Source organism: Fluviibacterium sp. S390, from assembly GCF_049800695.1.
In the GTDB taxonomy this organism is placed as follows: Bacteria; Pseudomonadota; Alphaproteobacteria; order Rhodobacterales; family Rhodobacteraceae; genus Meridianimarinicoccus.
Window position 1 is genome coordinate 1 of the sequence record NZ_JBNAFN010000034.1, and the last position, 24757, is coordinate 24757.

Consider the following 24757-nt stretch of genomic DNA (forward strand, 5'->3'; position numbering starts at 1 on the left):
TGTCTGACGTCAGCGCCAATGGGACAGTTTAGGGTAATTTGATAAGAGAGGGTTTCTGGCACATCGTAACCACCAAGGAGTGGAGATGAGACAGAAACCCGGTACCAAGCAAAGCCACGGCGAGAAGGTCGTTAAAGACATCCGCCGCGCGACGCGCAAACAGTATTCAGCCGAGGAGAAGATCAGGATCGTGCTGGACGGCCTGAAGGGCGAGGACAGCATTGCTGAGCTGTGCCGCCGCGAAGGCATCGCTCAGAGCCTGTACTACAGTTGGTCCAAGGAATTCCTCGAGGCTGGGAAGAAGCGCCTGGCGGGCGATACGGCCCGCGCGGCGACATCGAACGAAGTCAAGGATCTGCGTCGAGAATCCCGCGACCTGAAGGAAGTCGTAGCCGAACAGGCGCTGGAACTGCGGCTGCTCAAAAAAAGCATGATCGCGGATGGGGGCGACGACGAATGAGATACCCTGCATCCGAGAAACTGGAGATCATCCGCCTCGTCGAAGGCTCGCACCTGCCGACCGGGCGCACGTTGGACAAGCTCGGCATTCCCAGAACGACCTTCTATCGCTGGTATGATCGGTATCTGTCGGGCGGCCCCGAGGCGCTTGAGGATCGCAGTCCCAGGCCATCACGTGTCTGGAACCGCATCCCTGAGCCGGTGCGCGAGAAGGTCAAGGACTTGGCCCTGAAGGAAAGCGATCTGTCGCCACGTGAGCTGGCCGTGCGCTTCACCGACGTGGAAAAGTATTTTGTGTCAGAGGCTTCGGTCTATCGCATCCTCAAGTCCTACGACCTGATCACCAGCCCGGCCTATGTGGTTCTGTCCGCCGCTGACGAGTTCCACGACAAGACCACACGGCCGAACCAGCTCTGGCAGACCGACTTCACCTATCTGAAGGTCATCAGCTGGGGCTGGTTCTACCTATCGACGATCCTCGACGACTACAGCCGTTACATCATCGCATGGAAACTCTGCACAACGATGAAAACCGAGGATGTGACCGACACGCTCGACCTCGCGCTGCAGGCTTCAGGGTGTGATCAAGCAACAGTGCTGCATAAGCCGCGCCTACTCTCGGATAACGGGTCGAGTTACATCTCTGGTGAACTGGCCGATTGGCTGGAAGATCAGAAGATGGGCCATGTTCGAGGTGCGCCATATCACCCACAGACCCAGGGCAAGATCGAGCGGTGGCACCAAACGCTAAAGAACCGCATTCTGCTGGAAAACTACTACCTGCCAGGCGACCTCCGACAGCGGATCGACGCCTTCGTCGATCACTATAACCACCGGCGCTACCACGAGAGCTTGCAGAACCTCACACCCGCCGACGTCTACTTCGGGCGTGGCCAGACCATCCTGCAACAACGAGAAAGGATCAAACGAAAGACCATCGAAACGCGACGGTTGCTTCACCGCAAATCCGCCGCATAATCAACCCAGACAGATGAGCCTGACCCTCTCTTAGATCACGCAGCCATCTGTCCCAAAATCCCTGACGACGGACAGCCCAAAGCTGGATTGGACTGCTGGCCGGCTACCGCGTCGCCAGCGGCGTGAACGCGAATGGAAAGGCCTACTCCTTCGATGTGCAGGGGGGCGTGCGATACAACTCGATCACCCAGGATATCGATGTCTCGGGACCTGCGCGCGATGAGTCGCTGGGTGGCACCGAAGATTGGTGGGAACCGGTGATTGCGGCGCGAGGCACATGGGAAATTGACGAGGATTGGACGTTTGCTGCCATGGTCGATGCCGGCGGCTTCGGTGCTGGCGGAAACGAGCTATCGTGGAGCACCACCCTCGGGTTCGACTGGTCCTTCTCGGACTCGACCTCGATGGTTTTCGGCTATCGCTACTACAGCATCGATTTCGAAGACGACGCTTCCGACGGAACATTCGGCTACGCCTTCGAGCAGCATGGCCCGTTCATTGGCTTGACATACGCGTTCAACTGACCCCGATCAGAGACCGCACCCATGCTGGTCGCCCACGGGCCATGCTGCGGCATTTGCGGACGGAAGTCCGGACTACAGGGCCTCTGGCCGTGGACCGGTTGCTTTCAGGGTGTGTGACCGGCTTTCTCGGTCTGGGCATTGCGCCCAACGTGGCGGGCACAGCGCCGGGTGGCGCTGGTGACCGCAACGAACTTGCTCAGTGGTTGTGCGACGGTCGGCTTTGTACTGCCCGATGCCACCATTTGTCCGCGCGTGGCAGGGTGCCTCCGCGCGTTCAAAACTCTCGATGGTCCACACCACGGGTCACATTTTCCGCATCGCGGCTTGTGCGGAGGTGTCTCGAACATCTGCCGGCAATATGAGGGATGCCTGAAAGCCGGAAGACCTGCCCGGACGTGGTGACTCCAGATTGAGCTGGCTTCCGATCCGGTCCGCGATGGCCGCAACGATAGCGAGGCCAAGGCCGCTGCCATCTGTTCTTGCTTGTGCCCGCTCGAAACGTGCCGTCAGGCGGTCGAGGGTTTTGCGCGGCAGAACGGGGCCATCATTCGCCACGATCAACTGGCCGTCCAGCGTCAGGGTCACCTCGACCGGGGCGGTCTGGGTCCCGTGGCGCAGGGCGTTCTCCACAAGGTTTCGACAGAGGATGGCAAAGGCATCCGGATCTAGGTCGGACAGGACGGGACTGTCCGGCAAGGTCAGCGTGATCCGGTCCATCGCGCCCGTCCGTGCCAGATCATCCACAACGACGCGCGCGACAGGTCTGAGATCAGTGCTTCGGTCCGTCCGCAGTCGTCCGCCTTCCGCCCGCGCAAGCTGCATGAGGCGTTCGGAAAGCCGCGTCAGCCGCTTGAGCGTCGCTTCGATCTCTGCAGCACGCGCATCGGTGGCCGGGTCCTGGGTCTCCGACCGAAGCCTCTGCGCCTGTGCGATGGCGCCTGCCAACGGTGTCCGCATTTCGTGCGCCGCGTTCGCCGCAAAGCTGCGCTCGGCCTCGAACGCCGCGCGCAACCTGTCCAGAAGGTTGTTCAGTGTTGCGGCCAGCGGACCGATTTCCGCCGGCAGGTCGTCGGCGGGAACGACGGACAGGTCACGGGCGTTGCGGGCTTCGAGGCGCGCGCGGTAGCGGCGCAGGGGGGAGAGGCTGAAGCGGACAGCGAGGACAATCGCCGCGAGTGCCACGGGTAGTACGATCAGCAGCGGCAGGACGAGGCCCATCCGGATTTCCCGCGCAACCGATGCGCGATGCGCAAGCGGCTCGGCCACGGTGATGCGGATTGTCCCCTGAAGTGCCGCGTCGCTGTAAAGGCGATGCGTGGCGGTCTGTTCAAACCCCGGCGCGCTGTAAGGCGGGAACACCGCAGGATCAGCCGCGTGGGATTGCAACAGGATGCGCCCTTCGGCGTCACGGACCATGTAGGTAAAGAATTCGTCATGCGCCCGGATCGGCGCGAGCCGCTGGGTCATGCCCTGATCTTCCCGGCCGACGATGTCGGTCACGGCCAGCGGCAGGATACGCTCGGCGGTCTCGCGCAGGGCGGAGTCGAAAACCTCGTCCAACTTGCCCCTGACGATCACCGCCGTGACCGTCGCGGCCAGCAACCAGAGGATCGACAGCACGAGACCGAGAGACAGGCCGAGCCGTGCCTGAAGGCTGCGTGGCAGCCTCACGGCTTGCCCAGCCTGTAGCCCATGCCGCGCTCGGTCTCGATGATCGCGGGCCCAAGCTTCTTGCGCAGGCGGCTGACATGGACCTCGATGGTGTTGCTCTCGACCTCGGCGCCGAAGGCGTAAAGCTTGTCTTCCAGTTGCGTCTTGGACAGAAGCTGTCCCGGACGCGCGAGAAGGGCCTCGAACAGAGCCCATTCGCGGGCCGTCAGTTGAACCGGCTTGCCGTTGCGATGAATGCTGCGCGCAGCAAGGTCTATGTCCAGCGGTCCGTGGCTGACGATGGGGTTGGGATTGCCGCTGTATCGCCGGGCGACCGAGCCGATCCGGGCCGACAGTTCGGACAGGTCGAAGGGCTTCACGAGGTAGTCGTCGGCGCCTGCATTCAGGCCCTCGATCCGGTCCGAGACCTGGTCGAGCGCCGTCAGGATGATGACCGGCGTCACATCGCCCTGCGCGCGCAGGCCCTTGAGAAACCCGATCCCGTGCCCGTCCGGCAACATCAGGTCCAACAGGATCAGGTCATGGGACGCCCCGCGCAGCGCGTCGCCCGCCGCGTCCAGACGCGTCACCCAGTCCACCGATTGGCCATCGGCCGCGATCTGGTCGCGCACCGCAGCGCCAAGCGTCGTGTCGTCTTCGATCAGCAGGATGCGCATGTCTGGTTCCGTTCCGTTCCCGATGATCCTCAATGATCCGTCTGGCTGACACGATGCTGAAGCCGCCGGGCACGCCGCTTCAGGCTGCCGTCAGCTTCGCCGCGTAAGTAGAGCATCAAGAGGCGTGCCAGGCGGAGTTTGACCCATGAGGAAGATATTGACAATTCTCGGCTTTCTCGCGGTCTTCCCGGCCGGGGTCGCGCTGGCGGTCGATGACTGCTTCGTGCCGATGACCGATTGGCAACCGCGCGATGCCGTTGCACGGCTGGCCGAAAGGAACGGCTGGACGGTGCGCCGCATCAAGATCGACGATGGCTGCTACGAAATCGACGGCCGCGACGCCAAGGGGCGCCGGATCGAGGTGACCGTCCACCCGGCGACGCTTCAGGTGATCGGGTTCGAGTTCGAAGACGAGGACGACGAGGATCACCGTGACAAGGATCGCAGCCGGGATCGCGACACGGGCGACAGCAACTGATGCAGCCACGCATGACGCCCCTGAAATTGATATCGGGACATCCCGTAAAGTCTGGGTCCGGGACCCTTTGGAACGTGTGTTTCAAAGCGGTCTCGTCGTCGCGTGCGCAGAAGTGCGGCTGACCGATTGCTCCCCAGCACCGACCGTCATTTTGACCGGATTTGGCCCCGCTCTTACCGGCGGGGCCTTTTCTTCCTGACGGCAAACTGAAGTGGGAATCGCTGCTCCGTCAGGAAGTCCTCAGGTCGGGTCTCCAGATTGTCCTCAGCAGACAAAAGGAGACCCTGCCATGAAATCGACCCTGACCACAGTTTCACTTGTTGCACTGCTGGCGGCTGGTGCCGCGTTAGCCGACGACGACGATTGCACCGCGCCCCGCGACACGTGGCAGCCGCGCGAGGCGGCAATGCAGATTGCCCAGCAAAACGGCTGGACCGTGCAAGACTTCGAGATCGACGATGGCTGCTACGAGATCGAGGGCCGCGACAGCGATGGCCGGGAGATCGAGGTGAAACTCGATCCCGCGACACTGCAAGTTGTCGAGATGGAATACGAGGACGACGACGAACGGAGCGGCATCCGCAATCCCGCGCCTGCAGGCACCGCCCAGCCGCCGCAGAACGGCCTCTTCGGGAACGGCGCGCCGCCGAAGGTTCAGGTGAACTGAGCCGCTCCGATCCAACTTCCCGAGCAAGGATGAATCCCATGAAATCACTACTCGCACCGCTGGCGCTCTCCACGGCGCTGACGCTTCCCGGTCTCGCGATGGCGCGACCGGTGACGCTCTCCACGACCCTCAACAATTATGGCGGCGACAGAGCCTATCTCGCGCTCTACGTCACCGATCCGTCGGGCGCCTATGTCGGCAGTCTCTGGATGGCCGGCGGCAAGTCGAAATACTACGAGCATCTGGGCGATTGGTATCGCGCCACCGGCGGTGACACGGGCCAGGTGAACGGCATCACCGGCGCCAGCGTCGGCGCGGGACGGACGCTGGAGATCACCCTCGATCTGGCCGACGCGCTGTTCGATGCAGGCTACACGCTCCACATTGACGCCGCCGTCGAGGACATGCGCGACAGCCCGAACGAGGTGGCTGTGGTGCTCACGACGGAAGGTGCGGGCACGCCCGTGCGCGGTCGCCGCTACGTCGCCCGTTTCCAATACGATATGTGAAGGACCGACCATGATCCGCGCAGTCCATCGCTGGCCAGGGCTTTTCGCCGTGGCTCTCGTGACCATCCTGAGCTTGAGCGGTGCGGCGCTGTCGGTCTTCCCTGCGGCCGAACGCATCGCCGCGCCGCAGGCGGAGGCCGGTCTGACCGTCGCCACCCTCGCGGCCCGCATTCAGGCGAACTATCCGGGTGTCGAGCAGATCCGCCGGTCGCCATCTGGCCGGATCACCGCCTACTGGTTTCACCAAGGCAGGCCCGGCGCCGTCGTGATCGATCCGGCGACGGGTCAGGGGGCGGCCTCTGCCGACCCGAACCAGACCCTCCGCTGGCTCACCAACCTGCATCGCGCGCTCTTCCTCGGCGACGGGGGGCGCATCGCCATGGCGACGGGCGCTTTGGCGATGCTGGTCCTGTCGCTTTCCGGGACGGCTCTGGTCGCGCGGCGGGTTGGTGGCTGGCGGCACTGGTTCGCGCCTCTGCGGGGGCCGCTTGCCGGTCGGCTGCACGTCGAGATTGCGCGGATCGCGGTGGTTGGCCTTGTTCTGTCATCTGCCACAGCGTTGTGGATGTCGGCCTCGACATTCGATCTTCTCCCTGATGGCGGCGCACCGCCGACCTTCCCGGCCGAGCTGAGCGGTGAAACGGGCTTTGCCCCCGAGCAGATGACGACGTTGCAGCAGACGCCCGTCGCCGAACTGCGCGAGTTGAGCTTTCCCTATCCCGGCGATGCGACAGACGCCTTTACGCTGAAGACAGACCGGGGGACCGGGTATCTCGATCAGGGCGACGGAGCGCTGCTGGCCTGGGCCGACCTTGCCGTGTGGGAGCGGGTCTCGGAAACCATCTACATGCTGCACACCGGGCAGGGTGCGGCGACACTGGGACTGGTGCTTGGGTTGATGGCGATTGGCGTGCCCGCCATGACGGCAACCGGGGTTCTTGTCTGGCTAAGCGGACGGCGCAGGCGGCCCCGCATCCGCGGTAATCAGCCAGCGGGCCGGGCCGAGACGATCCTGCTTGTCGGCAGTGAGGGCGGCAGCACCTGGGGATTCGCCGCGACGCTGCACGCCGCATTATCGCAAGCCGGGCAGGGCGTGCATGTGGGACCGATGTCGGCCTTCGCCCCGAAACGCTATGCAAAGGCCGAACGGATCATCGTGTTGGTCGCGACCTATGGCGACGGCAAGGCGCCAGCCTCGGCCAAGGGGTTCCTCGACCGGCTACAAGCCCTCGACCGCGCGCCGGACATCCCTCTGGCCGTGCTCGGCTTCGGGGACCGCAGCTTTCCCGCCTATTGCGCCTTTGCCAAGGCTGTCACGGCGGCGGCCCAGGCCAAGGGCTGGCTCGAACTCATGCCACTCGACACGATCGACCGCCAGTCGCCGCAGGATTTCGCGCGATGGGGCCGCGCATTCGGCGCGGCGCTTGGGATCCCTCTGGAATTGGCGCATCAGCCCGTCCTGCCGAAAACCGAGACGTTGAGCCTCGTCTCGCGCCGGGACTACGGTGCCGAGGTGCAGGCCCCGACGGCGATCCTGCGCTTTGCTCTGCCGCGCGTAACGCTCTGGCAGCGGATGACCGGTACGGGCTTCGCGCGGTTCACAGCCGGCGACCTGGTTGGCGTCCTGCCGGACGGTAGCGCCGTACCGCGGCTTTACTCGCTTGCTTCGAGCCGGCGCGACGGGTTCATCGAGATCGTGGTGAGGAAGCTTCCCGGCGGCCTTGCGTCGTCCCAGCTGACCGAACTGGCGCCCGGCGATACCGTAACCGCCTTTCTCCGCCGCAACCCCGGCTTCCGGGCCGGACGGGGCCGCACTCCATTGATCCTGATCGGCGCGGGAACCGGAATCGGCCCGCTCGTGGGCGTTGTGCGGGGCAATGCGCGCCAGCGGCCGATCCATCTGTTCTTCGGCATGCGTCACCCAGATAGCGACTTCTTCTACGGCGCGGAATTTTTAAAGTGGAAGGACGACCGGCGTCTGGCCCGGCTGGTCACGGCCGTCTCGCGCGGGGCGCGGCCCCACTACGTGCAGGATGCGCTGCGGGGCGAGGCCAGTCAGGTCGCGGAACTTATTCGCGACGGGGCCCACGTGATGGTTTGTGGTGGCCGCGACATGGCGGCGGGCGCAGCCGATGCGTTGGCCGAAATCCTCGCGCCGATCGGGCTTACGCCTGCGGTGCTGAAGGCCGAGGGGCGATATGTCGAAGATGTTTACTGAAATGGTGCGCCACGCTCTGAATGGCCCGACCATGGGCACACGCTGGTCGGCACTGTTCTTCACGGAACCGGGTTTCGATCCGAACGTAGTTCACGGTGCGTTGCAATCGGCGGTTGATGAGGTGGACGCGCAGATGTCCACTTGGAAGCCCGACAGCGACCTGATGCGCCTCAACGCGGCACCGGTGGGCGAATGGGTGGCGATCCCGGACCGTCTGTTCGCAGTCCTTCGCCTTGGACTCGAGATCGGGCGCGCGTCGGGTGGGGCCTTCGATATCGGCATGGGTGATGCGGTGACCGCCTGGGGTTTCGGACCGGATGCTGCCGCGCCCGCGCGTATCCGGGCTGTAATGGATGCCCCTCGTTGCCCGGCGCATGAAGTGCTGGATATCTGTGGCACCCATGTCCGCAAGTCCGCACCCGTCGCACTTGATCTCAACGGCATTGCCAAGGGCTATGGGGTCGACCGGCTGGGCGAGACCTTGCGCGACCACGGGGTGGACAATGCTCTCGTCGGGATCGACGGCGAAATGCGCGCGCACGGCCTTCGGCCGGACGGAAAGGCATGGACCATCGCGGTCGAAGCGCCAGAGGCCGAGCACCGCACGCTCCATTCGATCCTTGGCCTGCAGGACGCTGCCGTCGCGACCTCTGGCGACTACCGCCACTGGGTTGAAGTACAGGGACGACGCCTGTCCCACACGATGGATCCGACACGTGGCGCGCCGCTGCTCGCGTCGCCGGCCTCTGCCACCGTCGTGGCCCGCTCCTGTGCCGAGGCCGACGCCTGGGCGACGGCTCTCATGGTTCTTGGCGCTGATACCGGTGCGGCACTCGCCAGAAGACGCGGGCTCGACGTCCTGTTCCTCCTGCGCGATGCTGACTGCAGCACAAGGGGCGTGGGAGTCGGCCGACTTTTTTCCGAAGTGCCAGCCGCATTCGCCCTGGCCCAGGCGGAATGAACCGCGTGGAAGTAACCCCTGTCCATTGCGTCAAGACCGGGCGCAAAAGATGCGGAACATCGCCCTTCCCAGGGAATGCCACTTTTGCCGATGTCGCGCGGTCGCTTGGTTGGGAATTGCAGTGCGGATCGCGGCCTGAAAATCCGTTCGTTCGTGTCCCGTCATGGGCCTGCCGGATCCGCAATGGCCGCCGTCGAGATGATGGGCGACCCCGTGTTGATGCGGGATCAGGCGCGGATGTGCGATGAAGGATGGCCGGTCTTCACCGGTCGATCGCGAGGCATTTCGACGGCGTATTGGCAGGCGTTGCGGGCGCGCCGTGAATTGAGATGCCGCAGTTTCAAAGCCGCTAGGCGTATCGAATGGGCTGCACGCCAGCTTCGAAGTGGACGTGCCTGGATCGGCAATTCGTTCCCTCGACCACTTCGGGTTGGCTGATCCGGTCCATCCGGAAATGCCGAAAGTCGTCGCGCGCCGGATCCCAGGCGACGAGGTACCACAGAGGCGGCAGGATCAGCATGGCTTGTGGCTCGACCTGACGCAGGGTTTCGGTCCCGGTGGCGTCACGATACCGAAACCTCAGGTACAACCGCTCCAGAAAGGACCGCTCGAAGTTGGGCAACAGCGCGGTCTCCATCTCTCCGAGGTTCGACGTATCAACCTGAGGAGCCAGCGGCCCGATATAGAGGCAGTCCAGAAGGCGGCGCAAGTCGCGAAGCTTGTCGGGGGGCAAGGCCTTCTCGATCTTGGAAAGTCCGGCATCGGCGAGGGTTGAAAACGGAAGGGTCCGGGCGGCGCGCATGCTCGACACGCCTATGATCAGCGCGAACACCTCGGCGACCGACAGGCGGGCCGCCGTCCGAACCGACCCCGGATCGAGGGACAGCCCACCGCCACGGCCCTGTTCGGCGTGGATCACATAGCCCTCGTCGCGCAGGGCGGAGAGGTCACGCAGGATCGTGCTGCGCGATGCGCCGACCTCTGTGACAAGGGCGCCGACGGTCGTCGTGCCGCTGCGCCGCAGGGTCCGCACAATGGCGTCTTGTCGAATACGGCTCTTCATGGCCGCTCTCTACCACAAAAGGTGTCAGTTTTTGAAATCGTTTTGAACTAGTCGGGCGGGAAGGCAACCAAAATGGAGAGACGGCCATGATCAAACACGCGCTTTTCCCGGACCCAACATTTGTGTCCCTGGGGGACGTCCAACTCGAGGTCTTCGAGGCTGGACGGGAAAACCGGGGAAACCCGATCGTGCTGTGCCACGGATGGCCCGAGCACGCCTATTCGTGGCGTCACCAGATGCCGGCCCTGGCGGCGGCGGGCTACCATGTCATCGTGCCGAACCAGCGCGGCTACGGGACCTCGTCCCGTCCGCTGCGGGTGGAGGCGTATGATATCGCACATCTGACGGGCGATCTTGCCGCGCTCCTCGATCACTTCGGGTATGACGCCGCCACTTTCGTCGGCCACGATTGGGGGGCGAATGTCGTCTGGAGCATGGCGCTGCTGCATCCGGATCGCGTGACGCGGATCATCAACCTGGCGCTGCCGTACCAGCCGCGGACCCCCGTGCCATGGATCGACTTCATGGAAGCCGTCTTCGGGCCCGACAACTACTTCGTCCACTTCAACCGCCAACCCGGTGTCGCGGATGCCGTTCTGGATGAGAACACCGGGCGGTTCCTGCGCAATTTGTTTCGCAAGAACCTGCCGGCCGCAACGGTCGAGCCCGGCATGATGATGATCAACCTGGCCATGGCCACGGCCCACCTGGGTGACCCCGTGATGACCGAGGCTGATCTCGCTGTCTTTATCGCGTCCTTCGAGGCAACCGGATTTACGGCAAGCATCAACTGGTACAGGAACATGGATCGCAATTGGCACATTCTGGAGGATGTGGACCCCATTGTCCGCCAGCCATCACTCATGATCCACGGGACGCAGGACATGATCCCGCCCTCCGAGACCCTCTCGGATTTTGTCCCGAACGTAGAGGTGCGCACCCTCGACTGCGGCCACTGGATCCAGCAAGAGAAGCCCGAAGAAGCCACGCGGGCAATCCTTGGCTGGCTTGCGGCCGGGCAGGCGACATAGGCGCGGCCATTGACCCTTTCGCTCCCAGGGCTGTGAAACACCCGATCCCGCCGAAGCACCACCTTGGCCGGCGCGACGCTGAAGCAGCAACCGAACGCAGAAAGCCGTCACGGCAAGCATCGTCAGGCCCTTGGGAAGGCGCGTGCAATGGCTGCTCTGATGCCACGGCCCGCGCCGGTGACGATACAGGTCTTTGCATTCAAACGGTTTATTGACATGTCCTTGCTCTTCAATGCGTTTACACGACACACAACGACCACGTTCCCGCGTTCGCGCCCCGTTTCCATGTGGCGGTGGGCCTCACCCAGATCAGCGCGCAGATCTGCCCAGGGCCTCGGCACGCCCAGTCGTCTCACGAACTTGTCGTGACGGGTCAGCCGAGGCGATGACGCATCGGCGCTGACCACGCCGGCGTATCGCATCACGCGCTTGATCTGCCTGTTGAACGCGTCGCGGTCGGTGATGACCCGCACGCGCGCATCCAACGCGCGCGCGGAACCACTTGGCCAACAGTGCCGTCAGGATGCTCTTGCCGGACACCTGAATATGTCAGACGACGCCGCCTCGCGCTGCGCAAGTTGCTTCTGTGCCAGCTTCAGCCGACGACCCGGTGTTGACGGGGGATTTTCTTGATGCCCGCGTCGAAGGCCGCGAAGTTTCTGATCAGGTCGTGCCGCCGGTCCTTGCGCATCATCAGTCCCGCCGACAGCACACGTCGTATCATCCTTCACGGCCCGTGCCGCGCCTTTGATGCAGTCCGCAATTCTTCGCTGGCAATGTTGTCGATCACCCGTTTGGCACGGCACGCTCCAGCATTCCGAACAGGTCGCGCGGGTCGTCGGGATCGGCGATGATGTCGAGTTCCTGGTAGAACGGATGGTCCCTCAGTTTGTCACGCAGATAGCGCAACGCGCTGAAGTCCTCGATCGCAAAGCCGACGCCGTCGAACAGCGTGATCTGGCGATCAGTCGTGCGTCCGGGAACCGCGCCGGTGATGACTTGCCACATCTCGGTAACGGGAAAATCTTCCGGCATTTGCTGGATTTCGCCCTCGATCCGCGTCTGGGGTGGGTATTCCACGAACACGTCCGAACGGGCCAGGATATCCTTGTGCAACTCGGTCTTGCCCGGGCAATCGCCGCCGATCGCGTTGATGTGCTGGCCTGCGCCCACCATGTTGTCGGTCAGGATCGTGGCATACTGCTTGTCGGCGGTGCAGGTGGTGATGATCTGCGCGCCCTGGATAGCCTCTTCGGGCGTGGCGCAGGGCACCAGCTCAAAGCCCTTCCCGGTCAGATTGCGCACCACCTTGTCGGTTGCTGCCCGGTCGATGTCGTAGAGCCTGAGCGTGTCGATGCCGCAGAGCGCGCGCATCGCGGTTGCCTGAAACTCTGATTGCGCGCCATTGCCGATCATCGCCATGACCTTGCTGCCCTTCGGGGCAAGATGGCTGGCCACCATCGCCGAGGTCGCCGCCGTGCGCAGCGCGGTCAGCAATGTCATCTCGGTCAGCAGTTCCGGGTAGCCGGTACTGACCCGTGCCAGAAGGCCAAAGGCCGTCACGGTCTGTAGACCCTCTTTCGTGTTCTTGGGGTGGCCATTGACGTATTTGAACCCGTAGTCCTCTCCATCCGAGGTCGGCATCAGTTCGATCACGCCCTCGGTCGAATGGCTGGCGACGCGCGGGGTCTTGTCGAATTTTTCCCAGCGGCGGAAGTCGTCCTCGATGTAACGGGCGAGATCCTTCAGCATGGTTTCGACACCAATGCTGTGGACGAGTTTCATCATGTTCTCGACGCTGACGAACCGGATATAGGCAAGGTCAGAGGCAGCTGGGGCGTTGGAGGGTGCGGACATGGGCGTTCTCACGAATGGCTATGGGTTGGGCGGTCGAACACGCTACGCCCGAAGAGCGACGCGGTGAGGTCGACCATGAGCGAGGCGGTGCGGCCCCGGTCGTCGAGGAAGGGGTTCAGTTCGACCAGGTCGAGCGAGGTCACGAGGCCGCTATCATGCAGCATCTCCATGACGAGATGCGCCTCACGGAATGTGGCCCCGCCGGGTACGGTCGTGCCGACCGCCGGCGCGATGGCCGGTTCAAGAAAGTCGACATCAAGCGACACATGCAGCACGCCGCCCGCCGCCCTGACCTTGGCGAGGAACGCGGCCAGCGGGGCGGCGATGCCGCGTTCGTCGATCTGGCGCATGTCGATGGCGGTCATGCCGGATCGTGTGATGAATTCGCGTTCCGGCGCATCGACCGAGCGCAGACCGATGAAGCAGACGTTTGCGGGCGGCACCGGTGCGGCCAGCGCGGGAAATCCGTCAAACCCGTCCTGGCCGGTGACATAGGCGATCGGCGTACCGTGAAGATTGCCCGACGCGGTGGTCTTTGGCGTGTTGATATCGGGGTGCGCATCCAGCCAAAGCACGAAAAGCGGGCGGTCGTTTCGCGCGGCATGGGCCGCGACGCCCGAGACCGTGCCCAGCGACAGCGCGTGATCGCCACCCATGAAAATCGGAAATCCCTGGTCCATGGCCGACTCTGCGGCATCGGCCAAAATCTGGGTCCAGGCGATCGACTCGTCAAGTGCATGCACCTCGCCCGGCGGGGCATCGGCCACCCATGTCGGGCCGGGCAGGTTGCCACGATCTTCCGTCTGCCAGCCCAACGCGCCAAGCGTCTCGGCCAGCCCTGCGGTGCGATAGGCGTCGGGACCCATGATGCAGCCGCGGCGGCGCTTGCCGCAATCCATACCAGCCCCGATCAGAATGCATTTCTGCGCGCTCATGCCGTGTCTCCTTGTGAAATTGCCGCAGTGACGATGATCTCGACCAGCAGGTCCGAACCCGCCAGCCGCGCCTCGCCGCAGGCCCGCGCCGGTGCGTGTCCGGCAGGCACCCAGGCGTCCCAGACCTCGTTCATCGCGTCGAAATCGTTCATGTGGGCCAGCCACACGATGGCTTGCAGGATATTCTCTCTGGACGATCCGGCCTCGTCCAGCAGGGCGTCCACGCGGGACAGGCAGTCGCGGGTCTGCTCGGCCACTGTCGCGCCGCTGCCGACCTGTCCGCAGAGGTAGACGACGCCGTTGTGTTTCACGATCCGGCTCATCCGGGCGTTTGTGTGTGTCCGCTCGATCATGGCGCTTTCCTTGGTCATCGGGTGGGTTCCGGCGTCATCTCGGTGGCCGTTGTGGTTTCGCGGCGGGTCAGGTGGCGCAAGTAGCGCCGTTCGATCCAGCGGAAGACACGGGTGATGGCAAAGACGATCAGGAAGTAGAGGAATGCGGCGGTGATGAAGCCCTCATAGGCCAGGTAATAGCGGCCATTCAGCCAGCGCCCAACGCCAAGGATATCTTGCAAGGTGATCGTGCTGGCCACGACCGAGCCGTGCAGCATGAAGATGACCTCGTTGGAATAGGCGGGAATGGCGCGGCGAAAGGCCGAGGGCAGGATGATGCGGCGCATACGCAAGCCATAGGAATGGCCCGTGGCGATGGCGGCCTCGACCTCGCCTTTGGGCGTGTCGACGATGGCGCCGCGCAGCAGTTCGGCGGTGTAGGCCGACGTGTTCAGCGTGAATGCAATCAGCGCACACCACCAGGCCGAAGACAGGATCGGATCCCAGAGCCAGCTTTGCCGCACCGCCTCGAATTGCCCGAGGCCGTAGTAGATCAGGTAGGTCTGCACCAGAAGCGGTGTGCCACGCAGCACATAAGTGTACCCCCAGACAAGCGGGCTGAGGACCCGGTGGCGCGACGCACGGGCGATGGCCATGGGAATCGCCAGCAGGCCACCGAACACCAATGCCAGCACCGTCAGGTTCAGCGTCGTCCAAACCCCGTAGAGGAAGCGGTCGAAGTTCTCGGCGATCAGCGAGATGTCGAGCGGTATGTAGGACAGGATGTTTTCCATGGGTCAGCTCCTCACCACGCCGCGGCTGAAACGGCGGTCAAGCGCACGCAGGGCAAGATCAGAGATGCCGGTCAGCACAAGGTAGATGACAAAGGCCGCAGCCATGAAGGTAAAGAGCTGGCCCGTGGAGCGACCCGCCGTGAAAGCGTTGTAGACCAGATCCTGCAGCCCGATCACCGAGACAAGTGCGGTCGTCTTGAGTTGTACCAGCCAATTGTTGGTGAAGCCCGGCAGCGCATAGCGCACCATCTGCGGCCAGATTATGTGGCGGAAGATGAGCTGTCTGGGCATGCCGCAGCTGATCCCGGCCTCGATCTGGCCGCGGGGGATGGCCATGATTGCGCCGCGGAAGGTTTCGGTGAAATAGGCGCCGAAGATGACGCCGATGGTCGAGGCGCCAGCGACGAACTTGCTGATCTCGACATAGTCCCAAAGGCCTGTTGCCTGGCCGATGGCATTGATCGTCACCTGCCCGCCGAAAAAGACCAGCAGGATCAGCACCAGGTCCGGCACCCCCCGGACAATCGTGGTATAGGCGCCGGCCGCGCGCTGCGCGAGACGGCTTGCGGAAAGCTTGGCCCAGGCCCCAAGAAGCCCGAAGACAAGTGCGATGACCAGCGAGACCAGCGCAAGCTGGATGGTCATGATCGTCCCGGCGACAAGCTGTGACCGGTATTCGAGTATCAGGTCCATGAGCGTTTCCCTTGTTGCGTCGGGGCGGCGTTGGGCCGCCCCGATGGTTCCGATCAGTTGGAGGCGGAGTGTCCGCCGTAGATATCGAACGGGAAATACTTGCCGTTGATCTCTGCGTAGGTTCCATCCTCGCGGATCGCGGTGATCGCCGCGCTCAACGCATCGCGCAGCTCTTCGTCGCCTTTGCGGACGGCAATGCCGACACCTTCGCCGTAGCATTCGACATCCAGGTGATCCCCTCCGACAAAGGCGTAGTCAGCGCCGATATCCTTGCCGAGGAAGCTTTCCTGAGCGATCAGTGAATCCGACAGTTGCGCGTCGATGCGGCCCAGCGTCAGGTCACGGAACACTTCTTCCTGCGTGCCGTAGAGAACGACCTCGGCATCGGGGAACATCTTTTCGGCATAGCACTGGTGTGTCGCGCCCCGCTGAACGCCGATCCGCTTGCCGGCCAGCCCCTCGGCGGTATCCTCAAGGCCGGCGTCCTTCTTCGCAACGACGCGGGCGGGTGTCTGATAGTACTTTTCGGAAAAATCGATTTGGCGCTTGCGCTCTTCGGTGATCGACATCGAGGCGACGATGGCGTCGAACTTGCGTGCCTTCAGCGCCGGGATCATGCCGTCCCACTCCTGTTCGACCAACTCGCAGTCGCGCTGCATCTCGGCGCAGAGCGCAATGGCGATCTCGATGTCAAAGCCGGAAAGCGTGCCATCGGATTCCTTGAAGGAAAACGGCGGGTAGGCGCCCTCGACGCCGATACGCAGGTTGTCCTGCGCGAACGCCGGACAGGATACGACGACAAGCGTCGCGACACTGGCAAGGAAGGTTCTTCTGATCATGGTCGTTCCTCCTGGGATTGGATCAGTTCATTCGGGACAGAAAGGCCCGGAATTGTTCAGTTTCGGGGTTGGAAAACAGCTTCGCGGGCGGGCCTTCCTCGCAGACCTCGCCCTTGTGCAGAAACACCGTCTTGGAAGACACGTCGCGGGCAAAGCTCATCTCATGCGTCACCACCAGCATGGTCCGGCCTTCTTCAGCCAGATCGCGCATGACGCTAAGGACCTCGCCCACCAGTTCAGGGTCAAGCGCCGAGGTCGGCTCGTCGAACAGCATCACGTCGGGGTCCATCGCCAGCGCGCGGGCAATGGCCACGCGCTGCTGCTGGCCGCCCGACAGATGGGCCGGGTAATAGTCGGCGCGATCGGAAAGGCCGACCTTGGCCAGAAGCGCCTCGGCCTTTTCGCGCGCTTCGGCCCTTGGCGTCTTCTGGACGTGGACCGGGCCCTCCAGCACGTTTTCCATGACGGTCATGTGCGACCAGAGATTGAACCCCTGGAACACCATCGCCAGGCGTGCGCGCATCCGTTCAACCTGCCGGATGTTCGCGGGCACGGTTTCGCCGTGGCGGTTCTGTTTCATCTCGATCTTCTCGCCGGCCAGAAAGACATCACCGGAATTCGGCGTTTCCAGCAGGTTGATGCAGCGCAGGAAGGTGCTCTTGCCCGAACCCGAGGCGCCGAGTATCGCGATCACGTCGCCCTTGTTCGCCTCCATGGACACGCCCTTGATCACCTCGTGCTGGCCAAAGCTCTTGTGCAGATCGTTGATCTTGAGTGCGGAAATTCCGGTCATGTTGATGTCTCCTGGTAGGATGCGAGGGCGGCCAGTTCGCCAAGCTTCACGGGCTTGATCGGAGAGCGCGCGCGTGGCGTCGAGGGGGGGGTGCCGCAGGCTGCAAGGATGCCGCGCACCGTCAGATCACACATGCGGCCCTGGCAGGGACCCATCCCGGCACGGGTGGCGGTTTTGACCTGCCGGGGGCCGTTTGCGCCTTCGTCCAGCGACCGGCGGATATCGGTGGCGGTGATTTCCTCGCAGCGGCAGACAATCGTGTCGCCTTCGGGCGCGAGGAACTCCCGAGGGGGCGGGTAGGCGGCATCGAGAAACGGCCGGATTGCCAACGCCCTGTCCAGCGCGGCACGATCCGCCGCGGCCTTCTGGTCGCGCGCCTCTTCGCCGAGCAGGTCAAGCCTGTGCAGGATATCGAGCGCGGCCAGCCGACCGGCGGCCTGCGCGGCTTCGGCCCCGCCGATACCCGCGCCGTCGCCGGCAATGTGAAGGCCGGGTGCATCCGTGCCGCCCCAGGTGTCGGTCTTCGGCCGGAAGGATTGCTGGGCCTCGCACCAATCATGCGCCACGCCCGCGGCGCGGCTCATGTGGGTCGCGGGGACAACGCCCTGATGCGTCAGAAGCAGTGGCGTTACCAGACGGTGAGCGCGGCCCTTTGCGGTGAAGCCGAACTCGATGTCGCCGTTCTCGGTCGCCACGGCCTTGAAGCCCGACGCGCCGGTATGACGCGCGACCCCTGCGGCCCTGATCTTGTGGATGAGTGCGAGCCCCTTGAAAAGCGTCGGCGCGGCCCGCAACGCGCGGGGAAGATGTCTGGACGCGCCAAGCATCGTGCCCGCTGTCTGCGTTTCAACCAGCGCCCGCGGCGGCGCGCCCGCGTCGATCAACTGCGCCGCGATCAGGTAGAGGAGCGGCCCGGACCCGGCAAGAACCGCATCGCGCGGCAAGAGCCCTGCGCTCTTCATCAGGATCTGCGCCGCCCCTGCCGGCATCACGCCGGGCAGCGTCCAGCCCGGAAACGGAACCGGGCGTTCCTGCGCGCCACCCGCCAGCAGCACGTGGCGGGCGGTGGTGACCTGGCTTATGCCGTCACGGGACCAGACGACTCGCCGGCCAGTTTCGATCCGCCAGACGGTCGCGCCGAACTCGGCCGTGATCCCCGGAGCGTCGAGTGCCCCGACCAGCGGACGACCCGCGGCATAGTCCTTGCCGAGAAACGGCCGGGTGTCGCCGTTGACACCGACGTCGCGATAGATCTGTCCCCCGGCCCGCGGCTGTTCGTCCAGAAGCAGCACCTGCGCACCACCCTCTGCGGCGGTTGCGGCGGCGGCCATTCCGGCCGGTCCCGCGCCGATGATGATGAGATCGGCGTCACGCATCTGCATCGCTCCGGGCAATGTCGCGCAAACCGCGCTGTCGTCGCAGGGCCATTCCGTCCCGCACCAGGGTCATGCATCCTTGCGTATTTGGCTGTCCGTCCACCTCAATCAGGCAGTCAAAACAGACCCCCATCATGCAGAATGCGGTGCGGGACGAGCCGTTGACGCTTTGGCGTGAGGCCGCACCGGAATGGGCCAGCAGAGCCGCTGCAACCGTATCGCCCGGGCGCGCGGTGAGAGGTTCGCCATCAAGGGTCATCTGCACAACGCCAACCTGGTCAGGCCGCGTCAGAAATCGCGAAACGGGTTTCATCGAATGCCTCCAGATCAGGTGCGTTGGAATTTTCGTCGAGCCAATCCGCCAGGATACTGGCGTGGAGCGGCGCCAACGTGACACCGCTGTGACAGGTCACAAGATATGCGCCGGGATGTCGGGCCGACCGCGCATAGACGGGGTAGCCGTCCGGCGACATCACGCGCAGCGCGCTCCAGGCGCGTACGACCCGCACATCGGCAAGCGCGGGCATGACCGATACCGCCTGCCGGGCCAGCCCGGCCATCACGTCAAGTGTTTCACTGTCATCGGGGCCCGCGTCCGCCTTGGTGCCACCGATCTGGATCCCGCCCTCGTCAACCTGACGGATGGTGCTGGACAGGAACGGCAGCCGATAGCCCAACTTCTCGGTTATCAGCAACTCTCCGCGCTGCGGGTAGACACGGGTGGAAAAACCAAGCTGCGCTGCCAAGGATGAGGTGCCGAGACCGGCGCAGAGGACCACGCGGTCGGTGCCGTGGCGTGTGCCATCACGGAATGTCAGATCAAAGCCACCACCCGGTGCCTCTGCAACCGCGGTCACATGCGCGTCCGTCTTGAGATCGCCACCAAGCGCCAGAACAGCGCATCGCAGCGCCCTGAGAAGTCGCAGCGGATTTACGTGTCCATCATGCGCGCAGAAGGTGGCCCCGACGACAGTCGGTCCGATCTGGGGGTGCATGCGTCGAAGCTTGTCGCCGTCGATGATTTCATGGCTGAACCGGTTTCCCAAATACGCTTGCTGGCGCTCCAAATCCGCAGCGAAGTCCGCAAGTTCCACAGGGTCCGTAAAGAACTCGAACCCGCCGGACTGATCCAGCGACAGACCGGTGCCCGTCACGTCTTGGAGCATCGCTGCAAAATTCGGCCAGGCGGCAACGGCGTCGCGCGTCAGTTCGGCATAGGGCGCAAAACCAGCGCCCTTTCCCTGCAGCCAGACCAGACCGAAATTGCCCTGCGACGCGCGCAGATCACCGTCTGCGCCATCCAGAACTGTCACCCGCCGACCAGCCTGCAAAAGACCAAGCGCCGTGCACAGGCCAACGACGCCGCCCCCAATGATCGTGGTGTCTGATGCTTGCGCTGGCATGTGAATCCTCCTGCATCGACATTAGCACGGGGATTTTCATATCCAAAATTCTCTATTGTGCCTTAATCATACGTCGATGATATGTATTGATCATGCTCAACCGCCTCACGCACCGACAACTCGAAGCTTTCAGGGCCGTGATCGAAACCGGAAAGGTCACGGCGGCTGCACAAATTCTGAACACGACCCAGCCGTCGGTTAGCAGGTTGATCTCTGATCTAGAGCACGCCACCGGGTTCAAGCTGTTCGAACGACGCGGGCGGCAGTTGTACCCGACACCCGAGGCGCTGGCGCTCTACGAGGAGGTCGAAAGATCCTTCGTCGGCTTGGCCGAGATTTCCCGCGTCATCGAGGATATTCGCGATTTTCGCCGGGGCAGTCTGCTGATCGCCGGCATGCCGGCGCTGGCGCTGAAATTCCTGCCCGATGCGATCGCGGCCTTCGTCAAGACAGAACCCGGGATCACCGTCTCGTTGCGCGCCCGAAGCTCGCAAGCCGTGTTGCAACATCTCAGTTCGCAGCAATTCGACCTTGGTTTCGCGGCACTGGACACCGACCATCCGGCGGTCACGCGCCGCGCGATCTGCACGGCACCGATGCAGGCCGTTCTACCTGTCGGGCATCCCCTGTGCCGCAAGCAGCGTCTGGAACCCGGCGATTTCCATGAACAGCCTTTCATCACCCTTGGAGCCGAAATTTCCACACGGTCCGAAACCGACGTGTTTCTGGCGACAGGAGGCGCGCGCCCGCATGTCGTTGCCGAGGCGCAACTGTCGGCGTCGATCTGTGAATTGGTGGCCAACGGGGCTGGTCTGTCGATCGTAGAGCCTGTGACAGCCGCCAATTACGTGTCTGCAGGCAAGATTGTTTCACGCCCGCTACATCCCGAACAGCCCTTCCGGTATGATTTGCTGTTGCCAGCGTTGCGGGAACCCTCCCGCGTCGCGGCCAACTTTCTGGACCTGGTTGAAACGCAGTTTGCAGAGTTGTTCGGCGACTGATCAAAGACATTTTCGGCGTCCGCATTCGATCATTCGTTCCGGCAGAGCGAACAGCGGCATCTCGGGCGTCTGGAACGTTGATACTGACAAGGCACGCAGGGCATTGAAGTCTGACGGGTCGGGCTGCTTTGGAACCACCCAATAGCTGAAAACGTCCTTTGAGGCGGCGCAGTTCCGCAAGGGTCCTGGGCCAGAACCGTTTCGGTCCCATAGTTCGCCCCCCCCTTTGCTGAAATAAGTGCTATCAAAGGAGCGGGATCAATCCGCGACACGTCCAGACGAGTTCTGATGGACCAGTGACCGACGATGCCCAAACAGTACGATCCGTACAACCCAATAGGGCATCCAATGATTGCAGTCGCCAGTTTGAATTTCAAAACAAGCATTCGCCGCAAGACACTTCTTGCGATCAGCCTTGTACTCGCGATCTCGACAATCGTATTGCACCAGATTGTATCTATTCAACAGCTCAAAAGCTATCGCGCCATCGAACACCAAAGCGCAGTGAAGGATATCTCACGCGTTGCAGCTGTCCTTCAAAACGCATTGAATAAATACGTGATCATTTCTTCGGATTGGGGATCGTGGGATGCGACATACCGTTTTGCTCACGACGGCAACCAAACATACATCGACGAAAACCTGACAGTCGATACGGTCGTCAGCATGGAAATGAATTTTCTGATCTTGGTCGACAATAACGGGGATGTTCTTTCTGCCCGGGGGGTCAGTCTGTCGCGAGAGGCTGAGGTAAAAATACCGAAGGCGCTTCTTGAATTGCTGCGCCCTCAGGGCCCTGTTCTGGGTGGTATGGGACATGCGCTTAATGTAAGCGGATTGCTGTCGATCAATCGCAATGTGCTGTTGATGTCGGCCGCGCCGATCCTGCGCACCGATGACAGCGGAGAACCGCGCGGATATTTTATTGCAGGAAGGTATCTGGACCGCGATCTCCAAAAAGATCTTCAGGCGCAGACACAGCTAAAACTCTCTTTTTTGAAGCGCCGGCAAGATGGCTTTCCGGAGGGTGCAATTCCGGTCGTTGACGCACTTTTTTCGACCGGTTCTTCGGAACCCTTCACCTATCTGGAGCCGCGTTCCAAACTGGATGTGATAGACGAGGAAAACATGGTAGGCCATGTTCTGTTCCCCGATGTCGATGGCGGTCCGGTCTTGTTGGTCACGGCGCAAATTCCCCGCGTTGTATACCAGGCAGGTCAGAACAGTCTGAATGCATTGCTGTATGCGCTCTTGGTTGGGGGCGCACTTCTGATCGTGGCGGTGTCTCTCATGCTGGATCGGATCGTGCTGCGCCCGCTGTCTGTGCTTGGACGAGACGTGGAGGACATTGGAAAGACGTCGGATCTTAGCAAACGAGTTGCGGTTGCCGGTGAAGATGAACTGGCAGTGTTGGGAAATTCAACCAACCGGATGTTGGAGCAGTTGGAAATCACCGGAAACAGGCTGGCGGCCGAACATGATCGCGCCGAGAACCTCTTGCTCAACATTCTTCCCAAATCCGTTGCAGACCGGCTCAAGACCGATCCGGGTACAATAGCCGAGCGTTTTGACGAGGTATCAATTCTGTTTGCAGACATGGTTGGATTTACGGAAATGTCTTCTGAAAAGGATGCCGCGCAAATAGTTCGGATGCTCAATACAATTTTTAGCCGGTTTGACGATCTGGCCCAGGATCTTGGTTTGGAAAAGATCAAGACCATCGGGGATTGTTACATGGTGGCTTCGGGATTGCCTTCGGAAAACGCCAACCATGCACAGATGATTGCCGAAATGGCATTTGGGATGCTGGAGATTATCGGGGAGGTTGCAGAACAGGTTGACCAAGACTTATCGCTTCGTATCGGGATAAACAGTGGCGTTGTGGTGGCCGGGGTGATCGGAAAAAGCAAGTTCATCTATGACCTCTGGGGCGACACCGTGAATATTGCCAGCCGGATGGAGTCTTCTGGTGAGCCGGGATGTATTCAAGTGACCGAGGCCAGTTATTCGCTGCTGAAGGATCGGTATGAGTTCAAGGACAGAGGTTTGACCGACATTAAGGGCCGGGGCAAAATGACAACATATTATCTGGTTGGGCGGCGCTAGCTGTACCGTTGCGCCACTGGTCAGTGGGCTTGCGTTTTTCCGGTGATCTGTGCATTTGCCTCAACCAGTTTCAGCCGGGTGTCTGCGGCCAGAGAGTTTTCCAGCAGCATCTTTAGATCAGAGTCCTTCCGACACAGCATGTTCAGGGATTCGGTGCCTATTCGGAAAAAGCGCGCCGGTTTGGAGACAGTCACGGTCGCGGTTGCTGGCGCTGCATCAAAGCATGTCATCTCGCCAATGAACGTCGCGGGTTTGCTGGTGCCAATATGTTCATCACCGATGGTGACGGATGTCTCTCCATCGGACAAGAAATAAAGCGCGCCGACGGGGCTGCCTTCCGATGCAACGGTTGTGCCTATTTCCGCATCCAGCCAGACCCCCGCATTGAAAAACTTGCGCGCCATTGGTTTGGGCATGCCCGGCAGCTTTTCCTTGATCAAATAGGCTTCTTCTGCATTCAGACGTGTGACAGCATTCAGGTAGCCGACACGTGTCAAACCAATGATGCTGATGCCGATCCAGGTCGCCTGAATTATTGCGGAGGAGAGATTGAAGTCGTTCGTCAGAGACAACAGGACTAGCCCGGCAGCCAGAAGATTGAATATCGTATAGGCGTAGCCATTGCCTTTCAGCAGCCCAGTTTGCAAACCTGCGTAGGAGCCGATGTAAAAGACCACCCCGGTTAACCCCGCAAAATCAAGGATGGTAGACCTTTCGATCCCATAGAAAGTATCCATTACCTGAACAACCCGTTTTGCATGCGCCGCCTGCCACGACATCGGACCACGAATGCCGCCAATCCGTCAACAAATGTCCCGGCACGGATTGTCAGATGTAACACAACCCAGGCTGCTTGTGTGATTTTAAAACACTGAAAACGCGCGGGATTTGCTCCGAAACTTCACCAGGGATCGAGAGTTGATCTGCAAGCGTTTGTCCTTCGCCCGTTGCAAGGCCGCCCGCAACACTCGGCGTGGCATCTCAGATGAGCGGGCGAGACCAGACAGCGAAGGTCGGCTTGAGAAGCAGTTGTGGCTTGCCCTTGTTGCATCGCCCTGAAGCCCCTGAAAGCAAACGCGAAACCGAAGCCCGCTGCACAGATGCCCTCCATCTAGGCTCAGGACCCATTGATTTCCGGCGATCAGCGTGATTCACCGTTCGAAAAACGAGCGGTGACATGTCTGATCTCTTCTGGCTTAGCGACGCGCAGATGGCGCGGCTTGCGCCTTTCTTTCCCAAGTCTCACGGCAAGCCCCGCGTCGATGATCGGCGCGTGTTGAGCGGAATTATCTTCATCAACCGCAATGGCTTACGTTGGCGGGATGCGCCCGCCGCATACGGTCCGCACAAGACCTTGTACAACCGCTGGAAGCGGTGGAGTGACAAAGGTGTTTTCGCGAGGATGATGGCTGG

The 24757-nt window shown here is 62.2% G+C and carries 26 protein-coding genes; 11 read left to right on the forward strand and 15 right to left on the reverse strand.

Annotation, left to right across the window (positions count from 1 at the left end):
* Positions 1-85 precede the first annotated feature (85 nt).
* Together ACP15K_RS18825 and ACP15K_RS18830 are read left to right on the forward strand one after the other, a co-directional pair.
* Positions 86-1437, forward strand: a protein-coding gene (locus ACP15K_RS18825) for an IS3 family transposase (protein ID WP_424991181.1) whose coding sequence is annotated in 2 segments (ribosomal slippage) — positions 86-422 and positions 422-1437 — 1353 coding nt in all. Because the reading frame shifts where the segments join, the coding sequence is not laid out codon by codon here.
* Between the two features lie 122 nt (positions 1438-1559).
* The gene (locus tag ACP15K_RS18830; protein ID WP_424991270.1) at positions 1560-1961 is read left to right on the forward strand and encodes a hypothetical protein; all 402 of its coding nucleotides are present in this window, start codon (positions 1560-1562) and stop codon (positions 1959-1961) included.
* Between the two features lie 303 nt (positions 1962-2264).
* Here the strand turns inward: ACP15K_RS18830 and ACP15K_RS18835 are convergent, their stop codons facing one another.
* Together ACP15K_RS18835 and ACP15K_RS18840 are read right to left on the reverse strand one after the other, a co-directional pair.
* Positions 2265-3632, reverse strand: coding sequence for a sensor histidine kinase (locus ACP15K_RS18835; protein WP_193142864.1), 1368 nt, complete (start codon positions 3630-3632; stop codon positions 2265-2267).
* On the reverse strand, positions 3629-4288 hold the full coding sequence (locus ACP15K_RS18840; RefSeq protein WP_424991271.1) for a response regulator transcription factor: 660 nt from the start codon (positions 4286-4288) through the stop codon (positions 3629-3631). Before ACP15K_RS18840 ends, ACP15K_RS18835 begins: the two co-directional genes overlap by 4 nt.
* A gap of 145 nt (positions 4289-4433) precedes the next feature.
* Between ACP15K_RS18840 and ACP15K_RS18845 the strand changes: the two genes are divergently transcribed.
* The 5 genes from ACP15K_RS18845 (at position 4434) to ACP15K_RS18865 (ending at position 9121) form a co-directional block, all read left to right on the forward strand.
* On the forward strand, positions 4434-4766 hold the full coding sequence (locus ACP15K_RS18845) for a PepSY domain-containing protein (RefSeq protein WP_424991272.1): 333 nt from the start codon (positions 4434-4436) through the stop codon (positions 4764-4766).
* Positions 4767-5055: 289 nt separating this feature from the next.
* Positions 5056-5433 carry a PepSY domain-containing protein gene (locus ACP15K_RS18850; RefSeq protein ID WP_193142861.1) on the forward strand — a complete coding sequence of 126 codons (378 nt, stop codon included), beginning with the start codon at positions 5056-5058 and terminating at the stop codon, positions 5431-5433.
* Between the two features lie 38 nt (positions 5434-5471).
* Positions 5472-5942, forward strand: coding sequence for a DUF2271 domain-containing protein (locus ACP15K_RS18855; RefSeq protein WP_193142860.1), 471 nt, complete (start codon positions 5472-5474; stop codon positions 5940-5942).
* Positions 5943-5952: 10 nt separating this feature from the next.
* Positions 5953-8160, forward strand: a complete 2208-nt coding sequence (locus ACP15K_RS18860; protein ID WP_424991273.1) for a PepSY domain-containing protein — start codon at positions 5953-5955, stop codon at positions 8158-8160.
* The gene (locus ACP15K_RS18865) at positions 8141-9121 is read left to right on the forward strand and encodes an FAD:protein FMN transferase (RefSeq protein ID WP_424991274.1); all 981 of its coding nucleotides are present in this window, start codon (positions 8141-8143) and stop codon (positions 9119-9121) included. The genes ACP15K_RS18860 and ACP15K_RS18865 overlap by 20 nt, the downstream gene beginning before the upstream one ends.
* 349 nt (positions 9122-9470) lie before the next feature.
* Here ACP15K_RS18865 and ACP15K_RS18870 read toward each other — a convergent pair whose 3' ends face one another.
* On the reverse strand, positions 9471-10184 hold the full coding sequence (locus tag ACP15K_RS18870) for a helix-turn-helix transcriptional regulator (protein ID WP_424991275.1): 714 nt from the start codon (positions 10182-10184) through the stop codon (positions 9471-9473).
* A gap of 86 nt (positions 10185-10270) precedes the next feature.
* On the opposite strand from ACP15K_RS18870, the gene ACP15K_RS18875 reads away from it, so the two are divergent.
* Positions 10271-11215, forward strand: a complete 945-nt coding sequence (locus ACP15K_RS18875) for an alpha/beta fold hydrolase (protein ID WP_424991276.1) — start codon at positions 10271-10273, stop codon at positions 11213-11215.
* A 122-nt stretch (positions 11216-11337) separates the two neighbouring features.
* Here the strand turns inward: ACP15K_RS18875 and ACP15K_RS18880 are convergent, their stop codons facing one another.
* From ACP15K_RS18880 to ACP15K_RS18930, 11 genes are all read right to left on the reverse strand, one after another.
* Positions 11338-11688: a hypothetical protein gene (locus ACP15K_RS18880; RefSeq protein ID WP_424991277.1), complete on the reverse strand. Its 351-nt coding sequence runs from the start codon at positions 11686-11688 to the stop codon at positions 11338-11340.
* Positions 11689-12001: 313 nt separating this feature from the next.
* Complete coding sequence (locus ACP15K_RS18885; protein WP_424991278.1) at positions 12002-13072, reverse strand: ornithine cyclodeaminase; 1071 nt, start codon at positions 13070-13072, stop codon at positions 12002-12004.
* An 8-nt stretch (positions 13073-13080) separates the two neighbouring features.
* On the reverse strand, positions 13081-14007 hold the full coding sequence (gene rocF, locus ACP15K_RS18890) for an arginase (protein WP_424991279.1): 927 nt from the start codon (positions 14005-14007) through the stop codon (positions 13081-13083).
* Positions 14004-14360, reverse strand: coding sequence for a RidA family protein (locus ACP15K_RS18895; RefSeq protein WP_424991286.1), 357 nt, complete (start codon positions 14358-14360; stop codon positions 14004-14006). The genes rocF and ACP15K_RS18895 overlap by 4 nt, the downstream gene beginning before the upstream one ends.
* A gap of 14 nt (positions 14361-14374) precedes the next feature.
* The gene (locus ACP15K_RS18900; protein WP_193142851.1) at positions 14375-15133 is read right to left on the reverse strand and encodes an ABC transporter permease; all 759 of its coding nucleotides are present in this window, start codon (positions 15131-15133) and stop codon (positions 14375-14377) included.
* A gap of 3 nt (positions 15134-15136) precedes the next feature.
* Positions 15137-15826 carry an ABC transporter permease gene (locus ACP15K_RS18905; RefSeq protein ID WP_424991280.1) on the reverse strand — a complete coding sequence of 230 codons (690 nt, stop codon included), beginning with the start codon at positions 15824-15826 and terminating at the stop codon, positions 15137-15139.
* Positions 15827-15879: 53 nt separating this feature from the next.
* Positions 15880-16665, reverse strand: a complete 786-nt coding sequence (locus ACP15K_RS18910) for an ABC transporter substrate-binding protein (RefSeq protein ID WP_193142849.1) — start codon at positions 16663-16665, stop codon at positions 15880-15882.
* A 22-nt stretch (positions 16666-16687) separates the two neighbouring features.
* Entirely contained in the window at positions 16688-17458 is a 771-nt protein-coding gene (locus tag ACP15K_RS18915) for an ABC transporter ATP-binding protein (protein WP_193142848.1), read from the reverse strand.
* Positions 17455-18834, reverse strand: coding sequence for an FAD-dependent oxidoreductase (locus ACP15K_RS18920; RefSeq protein WP_424991281.1), 1380 nt, complete (start codon positions 18832-18834; stop codon positions 17455-17457). Before ACP15K_RS18920 ends, ACP15K_RS18915 begins: the two co-directional genes overlap by 4 nt.
* Positions 18827-19093 carry a (2Fe-2S)-binding protein gene (locus ACP15K_RS18925; protein ID WP_424991282.1) on the reverse strand — a complete coding sequence of 89 codons (267 nt, stop codon included), beginning with the start codon at positions 19091-19093 and terminating at the stop codon, positions 18827-18829. Before ACP15K_RS18925 ends, ACP15K_RS18920 begins: the two co-directional genes overlap by 8 nt.
* Positions 19094-19112: 19 nt before the next feature.
* The gene (locus ACP15K_RS18930) at positions 19113-20237 is read right to left on the reverse strand and encodes an NAD(P)/FAD-dependent oxidoreductase (protein WP_424991283.1); all 1125 of its coding nucleotides are present in this window, start codon (positions 20235-20237) and stop codon (positions 19113-19115) included.
* Between the two features lie 92 nt (positions 20238-20329).
* Between ACP15K_RS18930 and ACP15K_RS18935 the strand changes: the two genes are divergently transcribed.
* Together ACP15K_RS18935 and ACP15K_RS18940 are read left to right on the forward strand one after the other, a co-directional pair.
* Positions 20330-21238: a LysR substrate-binding domain-containing protein gene (locus ACP15K_RS18935; RefSeq protein WP_424991284.1), complete on the forward strand. Its 909-nt coding sequence runs from the start codon at positions 20330-20332 to the stop codon at positions 21236-21238.
* A 306-nt stretch (positions 21239-21544) separates the two neighbouring features.
* The gene (locus tag ACP15K_RS18940) at positions 21545-23344 is read left to right on the forward strand and encodes an adenylate/guanylate cyclase domain-containing protein (RefSeq protein WP_424991285.1); all 1800 of its coding nucleotides are present in this window, start codon (positions 21545-21547) and stop codon (positions 23342-23344) included.
* Between the two features lie 20 nt (positions 23345-23364).
* Here ACP15K_RS18940 and ACP15K_RS18945 read toward each other — a convergent pair whose 3' ends face one another.
* On the reverse strand, positions 23365-24081 hold the full coding sequence (locus ACP15K_RS18945) for a CBU_0592 family membrane protein (protein ID WP_193142842.1): 717 nt from the start codon (positions 24079-24081) through the stop codon (positions 23365-23367).
* Positions 24082-24521: 440 nt separating this feature from the next.
* On the opposite strand from ACP15K_RS18945, the gene ACP15K_RS18950 reads away from it, so the two are divergent.
* A partial coding sequence (locus tag ACP15K_RS18950; RefSeq protein WP_424990003.1) for a transposase occupies positions 24522-24757 on the forward strand: 236 nt, incomplete at its 3' end.

Coding starts and splice junctions, on each gene's coding strand:
- ACP15K_RS18870 (WP_424991275.1), bottom strand. CDS start 10,184: ATGAAGAGCCGTATTCGACAAGACGCCATTGTGCGGACCCTGCGGCGC.
- ACP15K_RS18945 (WP_193142842.1), bottom strand. CDS start 24,081: ATGGATACTTTCTATGGGATCGAAAGGTCTACCATCCTTGATTTTGCG.
- ACP15K_RS18885 (WP_424991278.1), bottom strand. CDS start 13,072: ATGTCCGCACCCTCCAACGCCCCAGCTGCCTCTGACCTTGCCTATATC.
- ACP15K_RS18940 (WP_424991285.1), top strand. CDS start 21,545: ATGCCCAAACAGTACGATCCGTACAACCCAATAGGGCATCCAATGATT.
- ACP15K_RS18925 (WP_424991282.1), bottom strand. CDS start 19,093: ATGACCCTTGATGGCGAACCTCTCACCGCGCGCCCGGGCGATACGGTT.
- ACP15K_RS18865 (WP_424991274.1), top strand. CDS start 8,141: ATGTCGAAGATGTTTACTGAAATGGTGCGCCACGCTCTGAATGGCCCG.
- ACP15K_RS18850 (WP_193142861.1), top strand. CDS start 5,056: ATGAAATCGACCCTGACCACAGTTTCACTTGTTGCACTGCTGGCGGCT.
- ACP15K_RS18860 (WP_424991273.1), top strand. CDS start 5,953: ATGATCCGCGCAGTCCATCGCTGGCCAGGGCTTTTCGCCGTGGCTCTC.
- ACP15K_RS18920 (WP_424991281.1), bottom strand. CDS start 18,834: ATGCGTGACGCCGATCTCATCATCATCGGCGCGGGACCGGCCGGAATG.
- ACP15K_RS18895 (WP_424991286.1), bottom strand. CDS start 14,360: ATGATCGAGCGGACACACACAAACGCCCGGATGAGCCGGATCGTGAAA.
- ACP15K_RS18910 (WP_193142849.1), bottom strand. CDS start 16,665: ATGATCAGAAGAACCTTCCTTGCCAGTGTCGCGACGCTTGTCGTCGTA.
- rocF (WP_424991279.1), bottom strand. CDS start 14,007: ATGAGCGCGCAGAAATGCATTCTGATCGGGGCTGGTATGGATTGCGGC.
- ACP15K_RS18875 (WP_424991276.1), top strand. CDS start 10,271: ATGATCAAACACGCGCTTTTCCCGGACCCAACATTTGTGTCCCTGGGG.
- ACP15K_RS18845 (WP_424991272.1), top strand. CDS start 4,434: ATGAGGAAGATATTGACAATTCTCGGCTTTCTCGCGGTCTTCCCGGCC.
- ACP15K_RS18915 (WP_193142848.1), bottom strand. CDS start 17,458: ATGACCGGAATTTCCGCACTCAAGATCAACGATCTGCACAAGAGCTTT.
- ACP15K_RS18905 (WP_424991280.1), bottom strand. CDS start 15,826: ATGGACCTGATACTCGAATACCGGTCACAGCTTGTCGCCGGGACGATC.
- ACP15K_RS18935 (WP_424991284.1), top strand. CDS start 20,330: ATGCTCAACCGCCTCACGCACCGACAACTCGAAGCTTTCAGGGCCGTG.
- ACP15K_RS18930 (WP_424991283.1), bottom strand. CDS start 20,237: ATGCCAGCGCAAGCATCAGACACCACGATCATTGGGGGCGGCGTCGTT.
- ACP15K_RS18900 (WP_193142851.1), bottom strand. CDS start 15,133: ATGGAAAACATCCTGTCCTACATACCGCTCGACATCTCGCTGATCGCC.
- ACP15K_RS18855 (WP_193142860.1), top strand. CDS start 5,472: ATGAAATCACTACTCGCACCGCTGGCGCTCTCCACGGCGCTGACGCTT.
- ACP15K_RS18840 (WP_424991271.1), bottom strand. CDS start 4,288: ATGCGCATCCTGCTGATCGAAGACGACACGACGCTTGGCGCTGCGGTG.